Origin of the sequence: Albimonas marina (assembly GCF_029223255.1) — a bacterium.
Taxonomy (GTDB): Bacteria; Pseudomonadota; Alphaproteobacteria; order Rhodobacterales; family Rhodobacteraceae; genus Albimonas.
This window is the reverse complement of the sequence record NZ_JARHUC010000003.1, coordinates 290,973-305,180: the sequence shown is the minus strand read 5'-3', so window position 1 is coordinate 305,180 and position 14,208 is coordinate 290,973. Positions and strand designations below refer to the sequence as shown.

Below are 14,208 nucleotides of genomic sequence, written 5' to 3'. Positions count from 1 at the left end.
TTCCCGTCAGCGGTAGGGCGCGTCGAGCTCGAGGTTGCGGGCGATCTCCCGCTCCCAGCGCTCGCCGTTCTCGAGCAGCTTCTCCTTGTTGTAGAAGAGCTCCTCGCGCGTTTCGGTCGCGAACTCGAAGTTCGGACCCTCGACGATGGCGTCCACCGGGCAGGCTTCCTGGCAGAAGCCGCAGTAGATGCATTTCGTCATGTCGATGTCGTAGCGCGTGGTGCGGCGGGAGCCGTCCTCGCGCGGTTCGGCCTCGATGGTGATCGCCTGCGCGGGGCAGATCGCCTCGCACAGCTTGCAGGCGATGCAGCGCTCTTCGCCGTTGGGATAGCGGCGCAGGGCATGCTCGCCGCGGAAGCGCGGCGAGAGGGGGCCCTTCTCGAACGGGTAGTTCAGCGTCGCCTTGGGCTTGAAGAAGTATTTGAAGCCCAGCTTGAAGCCGCCGATGAAGTCGGCGAGCACGAAGTAGCGCGCGGCGCGGGCGGCGGTGAAAGCCATCTGCGGTTTCTCCTTACCAGCGGGCGTAGCCGGGGACGCCGTACTGCGCGAGCGCGGCGGCCACGACCACCCAGCCCAGCGACAGCGGCAGGAACACCTTCCAGCCGATGCGCATCAGCTGGTCGTAGCGGAAGCGGGGGACGACGGCCTTCACCATGGCGAACATGAAGAAGAAGAACACCGCCTTGAGGACGAACCAGAAGATGCCGTCCGGCAGACCCGGGATCGGCGACAGCCAGCCGCCGAAGAACAGCGTGGTCATCAGCGCGCACATCAGCGTGATGGCCATGTACTCGCCGATCATGAACAGCAGGTACGGGGTCGAGGAGTATTCGACCTGGTAGCCGGCCACCAGCTCCGACTCCGCCTCGGGGAGGTCGAAGGGCGGGCGGTTGGTCTCGGCGAGCGCCGAGATGAAGAACATGATCATCACCGGGAAGTGCGGCAGCCAGTACCAGGAGAACAGGCCGTAGTCCCCGCGCTGCGCCTCGACGATGGCCGAGAGGTTCAGCGAGCCGGTGGAGATCAGGATGCCCACGATGATCAGGCCGATCGAAACCTCGTAGGAGATCATCTGCGCGGCGGAGCGCAGTCCGCCCAGGAACGGGTATTTCGAGTTCGACGCCCAGCCGCCCATGATCACGCCGTAGACCTCGAGCGAGGACACGGCGAAGATGAACAGGATGCCGACGTTGATGTCGGAGACCACCCAGCCCTCGTTGAAGGGCACCACCGCCCAGGCGATGGTGGCCAGCACGAAGGAGATCAGCGGCGCCAGGAAGAACACGGTCTTGTCCGCGCCGGCGGGGACCACGATCTCCTTCATCGCGAACTTGATGAAGTCGGCGAAGGACTGGAGCAGGCCGAAGGGGCCGACCACGTTGATCGACTTGCGAAGCTGCACCGCGCCCCAGACCTTGCGGTCCATCCAGAGCAGGAAGGCGAGCGAGACGAGAAGGCAGACCGTCACCACCAGGCACTGAAGCAGGATGATCAGGCCAGGGAGGGCGTAGGAGGTCCAGAAGCCGGCGTCTTCCATGGGTTCGGTTACTCCGCGGCCATCGGCTGCGCCTCACGGTCCGCCTTCAGCCGGGAAAGCTCGGCCATGACGGTGGAGGCGCGCTGGATCGGGTTGGTCAGGTAGTGGTCCGACGCCGGGGCGATGAAGGCCGCGTCGTCGATCTCGCCGGCGGGAAGCGCCGGACCCTCGTTGACGGGCACCTCGTCGATGAGGCCCAGGTGGGGGACCGCCTCGAACATCTTGGCGCGCAGCGCCGAGAGGCTGTCGAAGGGCAGCGTCTGCCCGAGCGTGGCCGAGAGGGCGCGCAGGATCGCCCAGTTCTCGCGCGCGTCGCCCGGGGGGAAGCCGCAGCGGTTGGCCATCTGCGGACGGCCTTCCGTGTTCACGAAGATCCCCGACTCCTCGGTCCAGGCGGCGCCGGGCAGGATCACGTCGGCGCGGTGCGCGCCGCGGTCGCCGTGCGAGCCCTGGTAGACCACGAAGGGACCGGCGGGAAGGTCGCCCTCGTCCGCGCCGAGGTTGAAGATCACGTCGGCCTTCAGCGCCTCTTGCACGCCGCCCTCGGCGACGCAGCCCAGGTCGAGCGCGCCGACGCGGCTGGCGGCGGTGTGCAGGATCAGCAGGCCCGACTTGGTCTTGGCGCAGATCTCCTGCGCCATCGCCAGGATCGAGAGACCGTCGGCGCGGGCGAGCGCGCCCTGCCCGACCACCACGACCGTGTTCAGGTCGTGGTTCTCTTCGGCATTGTCCATGTCGAGCACGGCCTGGAGGGCGGCCTTGCCCTCGCCGGCGTGATGGACGTCGTAGGTCAGGTCGTTGCGCGCGCCGATCCGGCCGATCGTGGCGCCGTTCAGCCAGGCCTTGCGGATGCGCGCGTTCAGCACCGGCGCCTCGGAGCGCGGGTCGACGCCCACCAGCAGGATGCGATCCGCGGTCTCGAGATCCTCGATCGTCGCGGTGCCGGCGTAGGCGGCGCGGTTGTCGGCGGGCAGCATCGCGCCGTTCAGGCGGCTCTCGACCACGCCGCCCAGGCTCTCGACCAGGGTCTTGAGCGCGAAGGCGGCCTCGGTGGAGGCGAGGTCGCCGACCAGGCCCGAGACGGTCTTGCCCTTGGCGGCGGCGGCGATCGCCTCGAACGCTTGCGCCCAGGTGGCGGGCTTCAGCTTGCCGTCGACCCGCACGTAGGGCTTGTCGAGGCGCTGGCGGCGCAGGCCGTCCCACACGAAGCGGGAGCGGTCGGCGAGCCACTCCTCGTTCACCCCGTCATGGTTGCGGGGCAGGATGCGCATCACCTCGCGGCCGCGCACGTCGACGCGGATGTTGGCGCCCAGCGCGTCCATCACGTCGATGGTCTCGGTCTTCTTCAGCTCCCAGGGCCGGGCGGTGAAGGCGTAGGGCTTCGAGGTCAGCGCGCCGACCGGGCACAGGTCGATGATGTTGCCCTGCAGCTCCGAGGTCAGCGTCTGCGCGAGGTAGTTGGTGATCTCCGAGTCCTCGCCGCGGCCGGTCTGGCCCATCTCGGGGACGCCCGCGACCTCGGTGATGAAGCGCACGCAGCGGGTGCAGGAGATGCAGCGGGTCATGCAGGTGCCGACCAGCGGCCCGAGGTCCATGTCCACGGCGGCGCGCTTGGGCTCGCGGTAGCGCGAGAAGTCGACGCCGTAGGCCATCGCCTGGTCCTGCAGGTCGCACTCGCCGCCCTGGTCGCAGATCGGGCAGTCGAGGGGGTGGTTGATGAGCAGGAACTCCATCACCCCTTCGCGGGCCTTCTTGACCATCGGCGTGTTGGTGAACACCTCCGGCGCCTGGCCTTCCGGCCCGGGGCGCAGGTCGCGCACCTGCATGGCGCAGGAGGCGGCGGGCTTGGGCGGCCCGCCCTTCACCTCGACGAGGCACATGCGGCAGTTGCCGGCGATCGACAGGCGCTCATGGTAGCAGAAGCGAGGCACCTCGACCCCCGCGGCCTCGCAGGCCTGCAGGAGGGTCATGGCGCCGTCGACCTCGATCTCCTGGCCGTCGATGCTGATTTTCTTGAGGTCGCTCATGCCGCCTCCGCCGCTCCGCAACCCCGGGTCTTCCAGAGCCGCGCCTGTTCCAGATGGGACCAGCCGAACGCTTCGTCCGTGTCGCCCTCGGCTTCGAGACGACGCAGACGGGCGACGCCCTCCTCGACCGAGGGGCGATGGCCGACCGGGACCCACCACATCACCAGCCGCGGGGTCGCCCACGGCTCGAACCACTCGGGACCGCGGGCGTAGAAGCGCCCGTGCACGGTCCTGAACACGAATCTCTCCAGCGCCTCGACGCTCTCCCACACCGAGAGGGCGGAGGCGATGCGCGGATCGCCGCCCAGCGCGCCCGCGGGGTCGAGCTGCGCGGCCTCCATCGCGACGTCGTCGAGACGCCACACGAAGCCCGGGCTGCGCTCCCCCACCGCGTTCACCCGGTCGAGCGCGTCCTTGAAGGGCGCGACGCGGGCGTCGTCCCAGTCATGGAGCAGCCTCCCGAGGTTGAAGGCGGCGAGATGATGGGCGGCGGGCTGCATCACTCCGCCGCCACCGCGGCCGAGATGCGCCCGGTCTTCTTGGCCTTGATCCGGTCCTCGATCTCGCCGCGGTAGTGGCGGATCAGGCCCTGGATCGGCCAGGCGGCGGCGTCGCCGAGCGCGCAGATGGTGTGGCCCTCGACCTGCTTGGTGACGTCGAGGAGCATGTCGATCTCCTCGATCTCGGCGTCGCCGGTCACCAGGCGGTCCATCACCCGCATCATCCAGCCGGTGCCCTCGCGGCACGGCGTGCACTGGCCGCAGCTCTCGTGCTTGAAGAACTTGGCCAGGCGCCAGACGGCCTTGATGACGTCGGTCTGCTGGTCGATGACGATGGCGCAGGCGGTGCCGAAGCTGGATTTCAGCTCCCGCATCCCGTCGTAGTCCATGATCGCGTCCTCGCACTGCGAGGCCGGGATGATCGGGCAGGACGCGCCGCCGGGGATGACGGCCTTGAGGTTCTTCCAGCCGCCGCGCACCCCGCCGCCGTGCTTCTCGATCAGCTCGCGCATCGGGATGGACATGGCCTCCTCGACGACGCAGGGCGTGTTGATGTGCCCGGTCAGGCCAAAGAGCTTGGTGCCGGCGTTGTTGTTGCGCCCGAAGCCCGCGAACCACTCCCCGCCGCGGCGCAGGATGGTGGGGGCGACCGCGATGGACTCGACGTTGTTCACCGTCGTCGGGCAGCCGTAGAGGCCGGTGTTCGCCGGGAACGGGGGCTTGAGGCGCGGCATGCCCTTCTTGCCCTCGAGGCTCTCGAGCAGGGCCGTCTCCTCGCCGCAGATGTAGGCGCCGGCGCCGTGGTGGAGATAGACGTCGAAGCCCCAGCCGTGGGCGTCGGGGCCCAGCAGGCCCGCGTCGTAGCACTCGTCGATCGCGGACTGCAGGGCCTCGCGCTCGCGGATGAACTCGCCGCGGATGTAGATGTAGGCGGCATGCGCGCCCATGGCGAAGCCGGCGACCACGCAGCCCTCGATCAGGGTGTGCGGGTCATGGCGCATGATCTCGCGATCCTTGCAGGTCGCGGGCTCGGATTCGTCGGCGTTGACCACCAGGTAGTGGGGGCGGCCGTCGGATTCCTTGGGCATGAAGGACCACTTCAGGCCCGTGGGGAAGCCCGCGCCGCCGCGGCCGCGCAGGCCGGACTTCTTCATCTCGTCGATGATGGCGTCGCGTCCGCGCGCCAGGATGTCGGCCGTTCCGTCCCAGCACCCGCGCGCCTGCGCGCCCTTCAGCGTGCGGTCGCGCATCCCGTAGATGTTCTGGAAGATCCGGTCTTCGTCCCGCAGCATTCGCGTCACTCCTTATCGGCGCCCCGGTCGGTTTCCCGCCGGCGCCAGACCAGAAACAGGGTCACCAGAGCCCAGCCCAGCGCGGCCAGGCAGAGCATGTCGAGCAGGATGGCGAAGCGGGGCGCGAGCCCCAGTTCGCCGCCCAGGAAGCTCAGCGCAAGCCACAGGAGCATGGCGACGGCGATGACGATGCTCGCCAGCCGCGTCTGCGCCCTGTCCGCTTCCCTGTCCGGCTTCCCGGCCACGCTCATGCCCCCCGGCCCGTTCTCAGTTCCCGCCGGCCTGATCGGCCAGCGCCTTCGCCTGCCCGCGCCAGTCGTCGCGGGTCGGCCGGCCGGCGGCGCCGGCCACGTTCGACTCGATCCAGGCCACCTCGGCGTCGGTCCACCCGGCGATCTGGCTGTAGTGGAAGACGCCGACGGCGTTCAGGTTCGTCTCGATCGCCGGGCCGATGCCGGTGATCGCCTTCAGGTCGTCGGGCTTGCCGTCGATGGCCTCGGCGAGCGCCGCGGGCTGCATCGCCTCGAGCGTCTCGGAGCCTTCGGGCCGCGCCTCGTGGTCATGCTCGACCTCGGGCTCGGGCTGCGGCGGGGCCGAGGGCTCCTGCGCGGGCTGAGCCTTGGCGGGGGCGTCCGCGCTCATGTCGGAGTTGATGACCGAGGCCGAGGCGACCGGCTCGGTCCCCTGGATGCGGGTCTGCCCGTCCTCGAGCGCGGTGGCGAGCTGCACCGAGGCGTTGAGCCGGTTGCGGCTCTCGCCCTCGGGGATGATCAGCGCGGTGAGGCCGGTCTTGGGCTCGGAGGCGTAGCGGCCGTTCTGCGGGCCCGGGGTCGGCACGCGGCCGGCGGCGAGCTCGTCGAGGATCTCGCCCAGGCGCTTGGCGGTCAGGTCCTCGTAGAAGTCCTTGCCGATCTGGACCATGGGCGCGTTCGCGCAGGCGCCGAGGCACTCGACCTCCTCCCACGAGAACAGGCCGTCGCGGTAGGGCGTGTGCGCCTTGGGCCCGATCTTCTCCTTGCAGACGGCGATCAGGTCCTCGGCCCCGCAGATCATGCAGGTGGTGGTGCCGCAGACCTGCACGTTGTAGCGGCCGACCGGCGCCATCTGGAACATGAAGTAGAAGGAGGCGACCTCGAGGACGCGGATGTTGGCCATGTCCAGCATCTTGGCGACCGTCTCGATGATCGGACGCGAGATCCAGCCCTCCTGCTCCTGGGCGCGCCACAGGAGCGGGATCACGGCCGAGGCCTGGCGACCCTCGGGGTACTTGGCGATCTGCGTCTTCGCCCATTCCAGGTTCGCCTCAGTGAAGGCGAAGCTCTCGGGCTGTTCGTGGTGCAGGCGGCGCAGCATGTGGTTCTCTTCTTCAGGCGCGGGGAGGGACGGGCGGGCGCGGGGCCCTTACCGGTCCACCTCCCCGAACACGATGTCGAGCGAGCCCAGGATGGCGGAGACGTCCGCCAGCTGGTGGCCCTTGCAGATGTGATCCATGGAGGCGAGGTGCGCATACCCCGGCGCGCGCAGCTTGGCGCGGTAGGGTTTGTTGGACCCGTCGGAGACGAGGTACACGCCGAACTCGCCCTTGGGGGCCTCGACCGCGGCGTAGATCTCGCCGGCCGGCACGTGGAACCCCTCGGTGTAGAGCTTGAAGTGGTGGATGAGGGCCTCCATCGAGGTCTTCATGTCCGACCGCTTCGGGGGGGAGAGCTTGCCCTTGTGCTGGACCGGCTCGCCCTTGCATTTGTCCAGTTTCTCAATGCACTGGCGCATGATCTTCACGCTCTCGCGCATCTCTTCCATGCGGCAGAGGTAGCGGTCGTAGCAGTCCCCGTTCTTGCCCACGGGGATCTGGAACTCCATCTCGTCGTAGCACTCGTAGGGCTGCGCGCGGCGCAGGTCCCAGGCCATGCCGGAGCCGCGCACCATCACGCCCGAGTAGCCCCAGGCCATCGCCTCCTCCTTGGAGATCACGGCGATGTCGACGTTGCGCTGCTTGAAGATGCGGTTGTCGGTGAGCAGCCCCTCGAGGTCGTCGACGACCTCCAGGAACGGGTCGCACCAGTCCCAGATGTCCTTCAGCAGCTGCTCGGGCAGGTCCTGGTGGACGCCGCCGGGGCGGAAATAGGCCGCGTGCAGACGGGCGCCGCAGGCGCGCTCGTAGAAGACCATCAGCTTCTCGCGCTCCTCGAAGCCCCAGAGCGGGGGCGTCAGGGCGCCCACGTCCATGGCCTGCGTGGTCACGTTCAGCAGGTGGTTGAGGATGCGGCCGATCTCGCAGAACAGCACGCGGATCAGCTGGCCGCGGCGCGGAACCTCGACGCCGACCAGACGCTCGATGGCCAGGCACCAGGCATGCTCCTGGTTCATCGGGGCCACGTAGTCGAGCCGGTCGAAATACGGCAGGTTCTGCAGGTAGGTGCGGCTCTCCATCAGCTTCTCGGTGCCGCGATGCAGCAGGCCGATATGCGGATCGGTCCGCTCGACGATCTCGCCGTCGAGCTCGAGCACCATGCGCAGAACGCCGTGCGCCGCGGGGTGCTGCGGGCCGAAGTTCAGGTTGAAGTTGCGGATGCGCTGCTCGGCGGTCTGGAAATCGGAGCCGTCCATGTCAGCGAGCCTCCTTGGCGGGATCGCGGAGCGCCATCACCCACAGCAGGATGATCGCCACCAGCGGAATGAACGAGAACAGCGCGAGCCAGGACGGCACGCCGAAACGGGGCAGCAGCTTCCAGAACGGTACCACCACCAGCGCGGCGCCGATCAGCCAGACCAGCCAGCCCGACATGCCGAACGCGAAGAAGTGGCCTTCGCCCTGCATCATTGCATCACCAGCTTGGTTGCGCCCTGAAACAGTGCGCGCCCAGATTTCTTTTGGGAAAGAGCCCAATGCGCCAAGGGCAGCGCCGCTGCAAGAAGGGCGACGAGTTCAGCCGCAAAGTCCATCACTTCGCCCCCGCCTTGTCGTCGCCGGGCAGGATGTACTCGGCGCCTTCCCAGGGGCTCATGAAGTCGAACTGGCGGTAGTCCTGGGTCAGCTTCACCGGCTCGTAGACCACGCGCTTGGCGGCCTCGTCGTAGCGGACCTCGACGTAGCCGGTGGTGGGGAAGTCCTTGCGCAGCGGGTGGCCGCGGAAGCCGTAGTCGGTCAGGATCCGGCGCAGGTCGGGATGGCCCGAGAAGTAGACGCCGTACATGTCGAATGTCTCCCGCTCGAACCAGTTGGCCGAGGGGTGGAGGTTCACGATCGAGGGGACGATCTCGTCCTCGCGCACGTGGACCTTCAGGCGGATGCGCAGGTTCTGGCGCATCGACAGGAAGTGGTAGACCACGTCGAAGCGCTGCTCGCGCGCGGGCCAGTCGACGCCGGAGACGTCCACCAGCGTGGTGAACTGGCAGGCCGGGTCGTCGCGCAGGAACTTCACCGCCTCGGGCAGCTTGTCGAGCGCTACGATCACCGTCAGCTCGCCCACCGCGATGGAATGGGAGACGACCGCCTCGGGCAGCCGCGCTTCCATCAGGGCGGCGATTTCGGCGAGGGCTTCTGACATCTGTTCGGGATCTCCTGGCTGGTCGCTGGGGTCCGCCCGCTTAGCGGGCGATCACCCCGGTGCGCCGGATCTTTCGCTGAAGCTGAAGGATGCCGTAGAGCAGCGCCTCGGCCGTCGGGGGGCAGCCGGGCACGTAGATGTCGACCGGAACGACCCGGTCGCAGCCGCGCACCACGGAGTAGGAATAGTGGTAGTAGCCCCCGCCGTTGGCGCAGGAGCCCATCGAGATCACGTAGCGCGGCTCGGGCATCTGGTCGTAGACCTTGCGCAGCGCCGGGGCCATCTTGTTGGTCAGCGTGCCCGCCACGATCATCACGTCGGACTGGCGCGGCGACGCGCGGGGCGCGAAGCCGAAGCGCTCGACGTCGTAGCGGGGCATCGAGGTCTGCATCATCTCGACCGCGCAGCACGCCAGGCCGAAGGTCATCCAGAACAGCGAGCCGGTGCGCGCCCAGTTGATCAGGTCGTCGGCGGTGGTGAGCAGGAAGCCCTTGTCCGCCAGTTCGTCCGAGAGGTTCCGGGCGAAGATGTCCTTGTCGGCGCCCGCGGCCGCGGGCTGCCAGGTCGAGGCCTTGGCGGCGGGGGCGTATTCGCCCGAGGCGCCGACGGTCTTGGCCTCGGTCCCCTGTCCGGTGGGCGTCACTCCCATTCCAGGGCTCCCTTCTTCCACTCGTAGGCGAAGCCGATGGTCAGGACCGCGAGGAAGATCATCATCGACCAGAAGCCGAACAGCCCGACATCCTGGAAGGCGACCGCCCAGGGGAACAGGAAGGCGACCTCGAGGTCGAAGATGATGAACAGGATCGAGACCAGGTAGAAGCGCACGTCGAACTTCATGCGCGCGTCGTCGAAGGCGTTGAAGCCGCATTCGTAGGCGGAGATCTTCTCCGGGTCCGGCCTGCGGACGGCGAGCACCACCGCCGCGAGGATCAGCACCAGGCCGAGCCCGATCGCCAGAGCGAGGAAGATCAGGATCGGAAGGTATTCACGGAGCAGGTCTTCCATGGGCCCTCCCGCTGGCCGTACGGGTCCGGCGCCGACGTCGGCGCGCCCTCGGCCTTCAGAGACGGGGCCACGTCTATCGCCGCGCCGCGGGGCAGTCAACAAAGCGCGGCCCCAAGAAAGCGGTGGATTTGGGGCGGCGAATCCGCCGTTTTTCGAAGGGCGCGACGGCAAGCGTCTGAACGGGCGCGGGAATCGACGGCGCGCAGCCGTATGCGGCTGCATACGGAGCATTTGCTGCGCCGCAGAAGAATCGCGAGTCGCCGCTCTGGCGCGCCATGGCCCGCGACGGGAGTCGCATCGCGCGCGCCGGCTGGCGAAGGCTGCATCGGAGAGGGTTTAGAAAGCGTTTCAGGATCGCGTCGGGATGATCGTGCGGGATCCTGGGGCTTTCCTCTCCGCGGGACCGGGCGAACCCGATCCCGCGGGGAAGAAGGCGGCGGTGGCGCGGTTGACGGGGCTCGAACCCGCGACCCCCGGCGTGACAGGCCGGTACTCTAACCAACTGAGCTACAACCGCAGCCGCCGTCCCGGTGTGTATGTCCGCCGGGAGTGGGCGGTTGATATTCGGCGGGGCCGGGGGCGTCAATACCCCTTCGCAGGGAAAATTCCCGGAAATCCGCATGCCGTGAGGTCCGCTTTCCCGGGGCGGGGCGCGTCCCATATGAAAGGCGTCCGCCGCGCGCCGCCGGGCCCGGCCTTCGGGCCGCGTCCGGGCGCGCGATCCGCCCTCCGCCGCTGGGAGATCCTCATGTTCCGCTCGCTTCTCGCCGTCTTCGCCCAGCCCGAGCCGCCCGACCGGCTGGGGACCGAGGATGCGCGGCTGGCGCTGGCGGCGCTGATGGTGCGCGCGGCGCGCGCCGACTCGATGTACGAGGCGAGCGAGCGGGCCGAGATCCTCGCCCAGCTCGCCGCCCGCCACGCCCTGCCCGAGGCGCAGGCCCGCGCGCTCCTGGACGAGGCCGAGGCGCTGGAGGCCGAGGCCCCCGACACGGTTCGCTTCACCCGCCTGATCAAGCAGGCCGTCCCCTACGAGGACCGCGCCGGCGTGATCGAGGCGCTGTGGGCCGTGGCGCTCGCCGACGGGGAGCGCGCGCCGGAGGAGGACGCCTTCCTGCGCCAGCTCGCCCCCCTGCTCGGCGTCTCCGACCAGGACAGCGCCCTCGCCCGCCGCCGCGCCGCGCGCGCCTGACGCGCGCCCCCCGAGTCGCTCCCCGCCGAAGGTCGTCCCCGCCGCCCGCCCCACGCGCCCGGCGCCACGTAGCGGCCCGCGTCGAGCGCCTGTTCTCTGGAGCCGTCCGTCGCTGATGCCGATCGGAGCTGCGGCGGGGGCCGGGTCAAGGATCGCGCAGCGACCGCGCTTGCGCGGCTCGTCCTTGACCCGGCCCCCGCCGCGGCTCAGGCATCGTCGGCGACGGACGGCTGCGGAGGACGGGCGCGGGCCTGTTCTCTGGTGGGCTCCCGAAGCGGCCTTCCCTTTCGCCCCTCGCGAGTCCGCCCGAAGCCGCGCGCGCCCGCCCGCCGCAGGCCCAAGCCCGCCCGCAGGGCGCCTCCTCGCCCTCTCCCCCCTTGCGCGGTTGCAAAACCGGCCCGCCGACGCCACGCTCCGCGCCCGACGCCTGCCCTCTCCCTGCCGGAGCCTCCCATGACCCACCCCGCCCTTCCCGCCGTGCTCGACGCGCTCGACCAGGATCTCGACGCGGCGCTCGAGCGGCTGTTCCACCTGCTCCGCTTCCCCTCCATCTCCACCGATCCCGCCTACAAGGCCGACTGCGCCGCGGCGGCGGAGTGGCTGGCGGGCGAGCTGAACGGGCTGGGGTTCGAGGCGCAGGTCCGCCCCACGCCGGGCCACGCGATGGTGGTGGCCCATGGCGACGCGATCGCCGAGGAGGGCGCCGACGGCCCCAGCCTGCTGTTCTACGGCCACTACGACGTGCAGCCGGTCGACCCGCTGAAGCTGTGGGACACCGAGCCTTTCGATCCGAGGATCGACACGCTGCCCGACGGCCGCAAGGTGATCCGCGCCCGCGGCGCGTCCGACGACAAGGGCCAGCTGATGACCTTCGTCGAGGCCTGCCGCGCCTGGGTGAAGGTGCATGGCAAGCTGCCCGCGAAGGTCTCGATCCTGTTCGAGGGGGAGGAGGAATCGGGCTCCCCGAACCTGGTGCCCTTCCTCAAGGAGAACGCGCAGGAGCTGTCGCGCGACATCGCCCTGATCTGCGACACCGGCATGTTCGCGCCGGGCAAGCCCGGCATCACCACCATGCTGCGCGGGCTGGTGGGCGAGCAGATCACGATCCATGCCGCCAACCGCGACCTGCATTCGGGCATGTACGGCTCGGCCGCTGCGAACCCGATCCGGGTGCTGGCGAGGATCCTCGCCTCGCTGCACGACGACCAGGGCCGCGTGCAGATCCCCGGCTTCTACGACGACGTCGACGAGCTGCCCGAGGAGATCCGCGCCCAGTGGCAGGCCCTGCCCTTCTCGGCCGCCGAGTTCCTGGGCGAGGTGGGGCTGTCGCACCCGGCGGGCGAGCAGGACCGCTCGGCGCTGGAGATGATCTGGTCGCGCCCGACCTGCGAGTTCAACGGCATCTCCGGCGGCTACGAGGGCGAGGGGTTCAAGACCGTGATCCCCGCGCAGGCCTTCGCCAAGGTCTCCTGCCGTCTGGTCTCGCGCCAGGACCCGGTGAAGATCCGCGAGAACCTGCGCGCCTTCGTCGAAGCGCAGCTGCCGCCGGACTGCACGGTGGAGTGGCACCCCCACGGCGGCGCCGGCGCCACGGTGATGGATTTCTCCAAGCCCTCCTTCGAGGCGGCGCGCCAGGCGCTGTCGGCGGAGTGGGAGACGGAGGCGGCCTTCATCGGCTCGGGCGGCTCGATCCCGGTGGCGGGGCATTTCCAGACCCTTCTGGACATGCCCTCGATGCTGATCGGCTTCGGGCTGGACGACGACCGCATCCACTCGCCGAACGAGAAATACGACCTCGAGAGCTTCCGCAAGGGCGCCCGCGCTTGGGCCCGCATCCTCGCGCAGCTCGCCGAGAAGGGCTGACGCGGGGCCGGGATCGCCACGCGGCCGCACGGGACGGGGACGCTCCGGCGTCCCCGTTCACGTTTCGGGAGGACGGCGGGGCTCGGGAGGGAGCCTGGTGGGACGACGAGGCCGAGCCGGCCGCGGCGCCCTGCCCGGCGGCCCGCGCCGAGTCCGGCGCACGACTGGCCTGACTCTCCTCGCTCCAGCGCATGCCCGGCTCCGCGACCGCCCACTCCGACGCGCTCGCGTTCGACGAGAGTCCGACCGCGATCCATGGCAGCCCCGCAAGACGCCGGCGCCCACGGCGCAAGGCTTCCCGACGGGCGGGCGGGCTCTGCAGTTGCAACGGCGGCGAGCGGCTTCAGCGGTCGCTGCGGCGGCGGCCAGGCTCAGAGATCGAAACGGCGGCGGCCGGACTTAGCGGTCGCGGCGGCGGCGGCCGGACTTAGCGGTCGCGGCGGCGGCGACCGGGCTCAGCGGTCGCGGCCGCGGCGGCCGGGCTCAGCGGTCGCGGCGGCGGCGGCGGCCGGTGCGGGCGGGGGCGGCGGCGAGGGTGGCGAGGCCCTCGGCCAGCACCGCCGTCATCGGGTGCTCGGGATGGTCCGGCGCGTAGCGGTCGTGCAGGGCGCGCACCGTCTCGGCCTCGCCCTCGGGCGCGCTGCGCCCCAGCGCCCAGTCGAAGAAGATCGCGCGGCAGGTCGCGGGGTCGATCCCGGGCATGCGGTAGGCCTCGGCGATCAGGCCGCGGGGATCCAGCGGGTCGGCGGAGGGGCGGGGGGCGGGGCGGGGCTGGTCGGCGCCCATGAGCGTCTCCTGAAGCGCAGCGGGGCCGGCGCCCCTTTCGCCTCCCCTACCCGGCCCCGAGGCCGCGCCGCAACCGCGGACGCGACGACCGGGCGCCGCGTTCGACGCCTTCGGGCGCGGTAAGGCGGATCCGCCGGTCGGACGAGCCTCGCCCCGCGGGGGCGGACGCGGCGCATCGCGTTGCGCGAGCGGCGAGGGCGCCTCGCCTCCAGGGGCGGAGGAATCGCATCGTCTCGCCTGAGCGGGCACGGCCCATCGCCCTCGATCCCGCGCGAATCGAGGTCGCGGCCGATTCCCCCGACGAGAGAGGATGCCGACGCACCGACGCTCGGTCGGGTGCATCCAGCCCGGGCGGCCGGGAGGTTGGGAGGCTGGGAGGCTGGGAGGCTGGGAGGCTGGGAGGCTGGGAGGCTGGGAGGCTGGGAGGCTGGGAGGCTGGGAGGCTGGGAGGCTGGGAGGCT

At 70.2% G+C, this 14,208-nt stretch carries 15 protein-coding genes and 1 tRNA gene; 2 read left to right on the top strand and 14 right to left on the bottom strand.

Translation table 11 applies throughout. The features are described from left to right. Positions 1 to 6 precede the first annotated feature (6 nt). From nuoI to P2H44_RS08940, 13 genes are all read right to left on the bottom strand, one after another. Positions 7 to 498 (bottom strand): NADH-quinone oxidoreductase subunit NuoI, encoded by a 492-nt coding sequence (gene nuoI / locus P2H44_RS09000; protein WP_275763176.1) that lies wholly within the window; start codon positions 496 to 498, stop codon positions 7 to 9. Positions 499 to 511: 13 nt separating this feature from the next. After that, positions 512 to 1,537: an NADH-quinone oxidoreductase subunit NuoH gene (nuoH, locus tag P2H44_RS08995; protein ID WP_275763175.1), complete on the bottom strand. Its 1,026-nt coding sequence runs from the start codon at positions 1,535 to 1,537 to the stop codon at positions 512 to 514. An 8-nt stretch (positions 1,538 to 1,545) separates the two neighbouring features. After that, entirely contained in the window at positions 1,546 to 3,564 is a 2,019-nt protein-coding gene (gene nuoG, locus P2H44_RS08990) for an NADH-quinone oxidoreductase subunit NuoG (RefSeq protein ID WP_275763174.1), read from the bottom strand. Then, entirely contained in the window at positions 3,561 to 4,064 is a 504-nt protein-coding gene (locus P2H44_RS08985) for a DUF3291 domain-containing protein (protein WP_275763173.1), read from the bottom strand. Before P2H44_RS08985 ends, nuoG begins: the two co-directional genes overlap by 4 nt. Next, positions 4,064 to 5,356 (bottom strand): NADH-quinone oxidoreductase subunit NuoF, encoded by a 1,293-nt coding sequence (gene nuoF / locus P2H44_RS08980; protein ID WP_275763172.1) that lies wholly within the window; start codon positions 5,354 to 5,356, stop codon positions 4,064 to 4,066. The genes P2H44_RS08985 and nuoF overlap by 1 nt, the downstream gene beginning before the upstream one ends. A 5-nt stretch (positions 5,357 to 5,361) precedes the next feature. Beyond that, positions 5,362 to 5,607 carry a DUF5337 domain-containing protein gene (locus P2H44_RS08975; RefSeq protein WP_275763171.1) on the bottom strand — a complete coding sequence of 82 codons (246 nt, stop codon included), beginning with the start codon at positions 5,605 to 5,607 and terminating at the stop codon, positions 5,362 to 5,364. 16 nt (positions 5,608 to 5,623) lie between these two features. Then, the gene (nuoE, locus tag P2H44_RS08970) at positions 5,624 to 6,709 is read right to left on the bottom strand and encodes an NADH-quinone oxidoreductase subunit NuoE (RefSeq protein WP_275763170.1); all 1,086 of its coding nucleotides are present in this window, start codon (positions 6,707 to 6,709) and stop codon (positions 5,624 to 5,626) included. 48 nt (positions 6,710 to 6,757) lie between these two features. Then, entirely contained in the window at positions 6,758 to 7,963 is a 1,206-nt protein-coding gene (locus P2H44_RS08965; RefSeq protein ID WP_275763169.1) for an NADH-quinone oxidoreductase subunit D, read from the bottom strand. A 1-nt stretch (position 7,964) separates the two neighbouring features. Then, positions 7,965 to 8,177, bottom strand: a complete 213-nt coding sequence (locus P2H44_RS08960; protein ID WP_275763168.1) for a hypothetical protein — start codon at positions 8,175 to 8,177, stop codon at positions 7,965 to 7,967. 121 nt (positions 8,178 to 8,298) lie between these two features. Next, positions 8,299 to 8,904 (bottom strand): NADH-quinone oxidoreductase subunit C, encoded by a 606-nt coding sequence (locus tag P2H44_RS08955; RefSeq protein WP_275763167.1) that lies wholly within the window; start codon positions 8,902 to 8,904, stop codon positions 8,299 to 8,301. Positions 8,905 to 8,944: 40 nt separating this feature from the next. Continuing rightward, the gene (locus tag P2H44_RS08950) at positions 8,945 to 9,553 is read right to left on the bottom strand and encodes a NuoB/complex I 20 kDa subunit family protein (protein ID WP_275763166.1); all 609 of its coding nucleotides are present in this window, start codon (positions 9,551 to 9,553) and stop codon (positions 8,945 to 8,947) included. Then, positions 9,544 to 9,909 carry an NADH-quinone oxidoreductase subunit A gene (locus tag P2H44_RS08945; RefSeq protein ID WP_092862397.1) on the bottom strand — a complete coding sequence of 122 codons (366 nt, stop codon included), beginning with the start codon at positions 9,907 to 9,909 and terminating at the stop codon, positions 9,544 to 9,546. Before P2H44_RS08945 ends, P2H44_RS08950 begins: the two co-directional genes overlap by 10 nt. A gap of 440 nt (positions 9,910 to 10,349) precedes the next feature. After that, positions 10,350 to 10,426: transfer RNA gene (locus P2H44_RS08940), tRNA-Asp, on the bottom strand. Positions 10,427 to 10,657: 231 nt separating this feature from the next. Here P2H44_RS08940 and P2H44_RS08935 point away from each other — a divergent pair. Both P2H44_RS08935 and P2H44_RS08930 read left to right on the top strand, forming a co-directional pair. Beyond that, positions 10,658 to 11,098, top strand: a complete 441-nt coding sequence (locus P2H44_RS08935) for a tellurite resistance TerB family protein (RefSeq protein ID WP_275763165.1) — start codon at positions 10,658 to 10,660, stop codon at positions 11,096 to 11,098. A 453-nt stretch (positions 11,099 to 11,551) separates the two neighbouring features. Then, positions 11,552 to 12,961, top strand: a complete 1,410-nt coding sequence (locus P2H44_RS08930) for a dipeptidase (RefSeq protein WP_275763163.1) — start codon at positions 11,552 to 11,554, stop codon at positions 12,959 to 12,961. Between the two features lie 483 nt (positions 12,962 to 13,444). On the opposite strand, the gene P2H44_RS08925 is transcribed toward P2H44_RS08930, so the two are convergent. Next, positions 13,445 to 13,747, bottom strand: a complete 303-nt coding sequence (locus tag P2H44_RS08925) for a hypothetical protein (protein WP_275763162.1) — start codon at positions 13,745 to 13,747, stop codon at positions 13,445 to 13,447. Positions 13,748 to 14,208: the final 461 nt, after the last annotated feature.

Excerpts from the sequence above, each read along its gene's own strand:
- P2H44_RS08965 (WP_275763169.1), bottom strand. The coding sequence starts at position 7,963 with ATGGACGGCTCCGATTTCCAGACCGCCGAGCAGCGCATCCGCAACTTC.
- P2H44_RS08935 (WP_275763165.1), top strand. The coding sequence starts at position 10,658 with ATGTTCCGCTCGCTTCTCGCCGTCTTCGCCCAGCCCGAGCCGCCCGAC.
- P2H44_RS08945 (WP_092862397.1), bottom strand. The coding sequence starts at position 9,909 with ATGGAAGACCTGCTCCGTGAATACCTTCCGATCCTGATCTTCCTCGCT.
- nuoE (WP_275763170.1), bottom strand. The coding sequence starts at position 6,709 with ATGCTGCGCCGCCTGCACCACGAACAGCCCGAGAGCTTCGCCTTCACT.
- P2H44_RS08955 (WP_275763167.1), bottom strand. The coding sequence starts at position 8,904 with ATGTCAGAAGCCCTCGCCGAAATCGCCGCCCTGATGGAAGCGCGGCTG.
- P2H44_RS08930 (WP_275763163.1), top strand. The coding sequence starts at position 11,552 with ATGACCCACCCCGCCCTTCCCGCCGTGCTCGACGCGCTCGACCAGGAT.
- nuoI (WP_275763176.1), bottom strand. The coding sequence starts at position 498 with ATGGCTTTCACCGCCGCCCGCGCCGCGCGCTACTTCGTGCTCGCCGAC.
- P2H44_RS08960 (WP_275763168.1), bottom strand. The coding sequence starts at position 8,177 with ATGATGCAGGGCGAAGGCCACTTCTTCGCGTTCGGCATGTCGGGCTGG.
- P2H44_RS08975 (WP_275763171.1), bottom strand. The coding sequence starts at position 5,607 with ATGAGCGTGGCCGGGAAGCCGGACAGGGAAGCGGACAGGGCGCAGACG.
- P2H44_RS08950 (WP_275763166.1), bottom strand. The coding sequence starts at position 9,553 with ATGGGAGTGACGCCCACCGGACAGGGGACCGAGGCCAAGACCGTCGGC.
- nuoF (WP_275763172.1), bottom strand. The coding sequence starts at position 5,356 with ATGCTGCGGGACGAAGACCGGATCTTCCAGAACATCTACGGGATGCGC.
- P2H44_RS08925 (WP_275763162.1), bottom strand. The coding sequence starts at position 13,747 with ATGGGCGCCGACCAGCCCCGCCCCGCCCCCCGCCCCTCCGCCGACCCG.
- nuoH (WP_275763175.1), bottom strand. The coding sequence starts at position 1,537 with ATGGAAGACGCCGGCTTCTGGACCTCCTACGCCCTCCCTGGCCTGATC.
- P2H44_RS08985 (WP_275763173.1), bottom strand. The coding sequence starts at position 4,064 with ATGCAGCCCGCCGCCCATCATCTCGCCGCCTTCAACCTCGGGAGGCTG.
- nuoG (WP_275763174.1), bottom strand. The coding sequence starts at position 3,564 with ATGAGCGACCTCAAGAAAATCAGCATCGACGGCCAGGAGATCGAGGTC.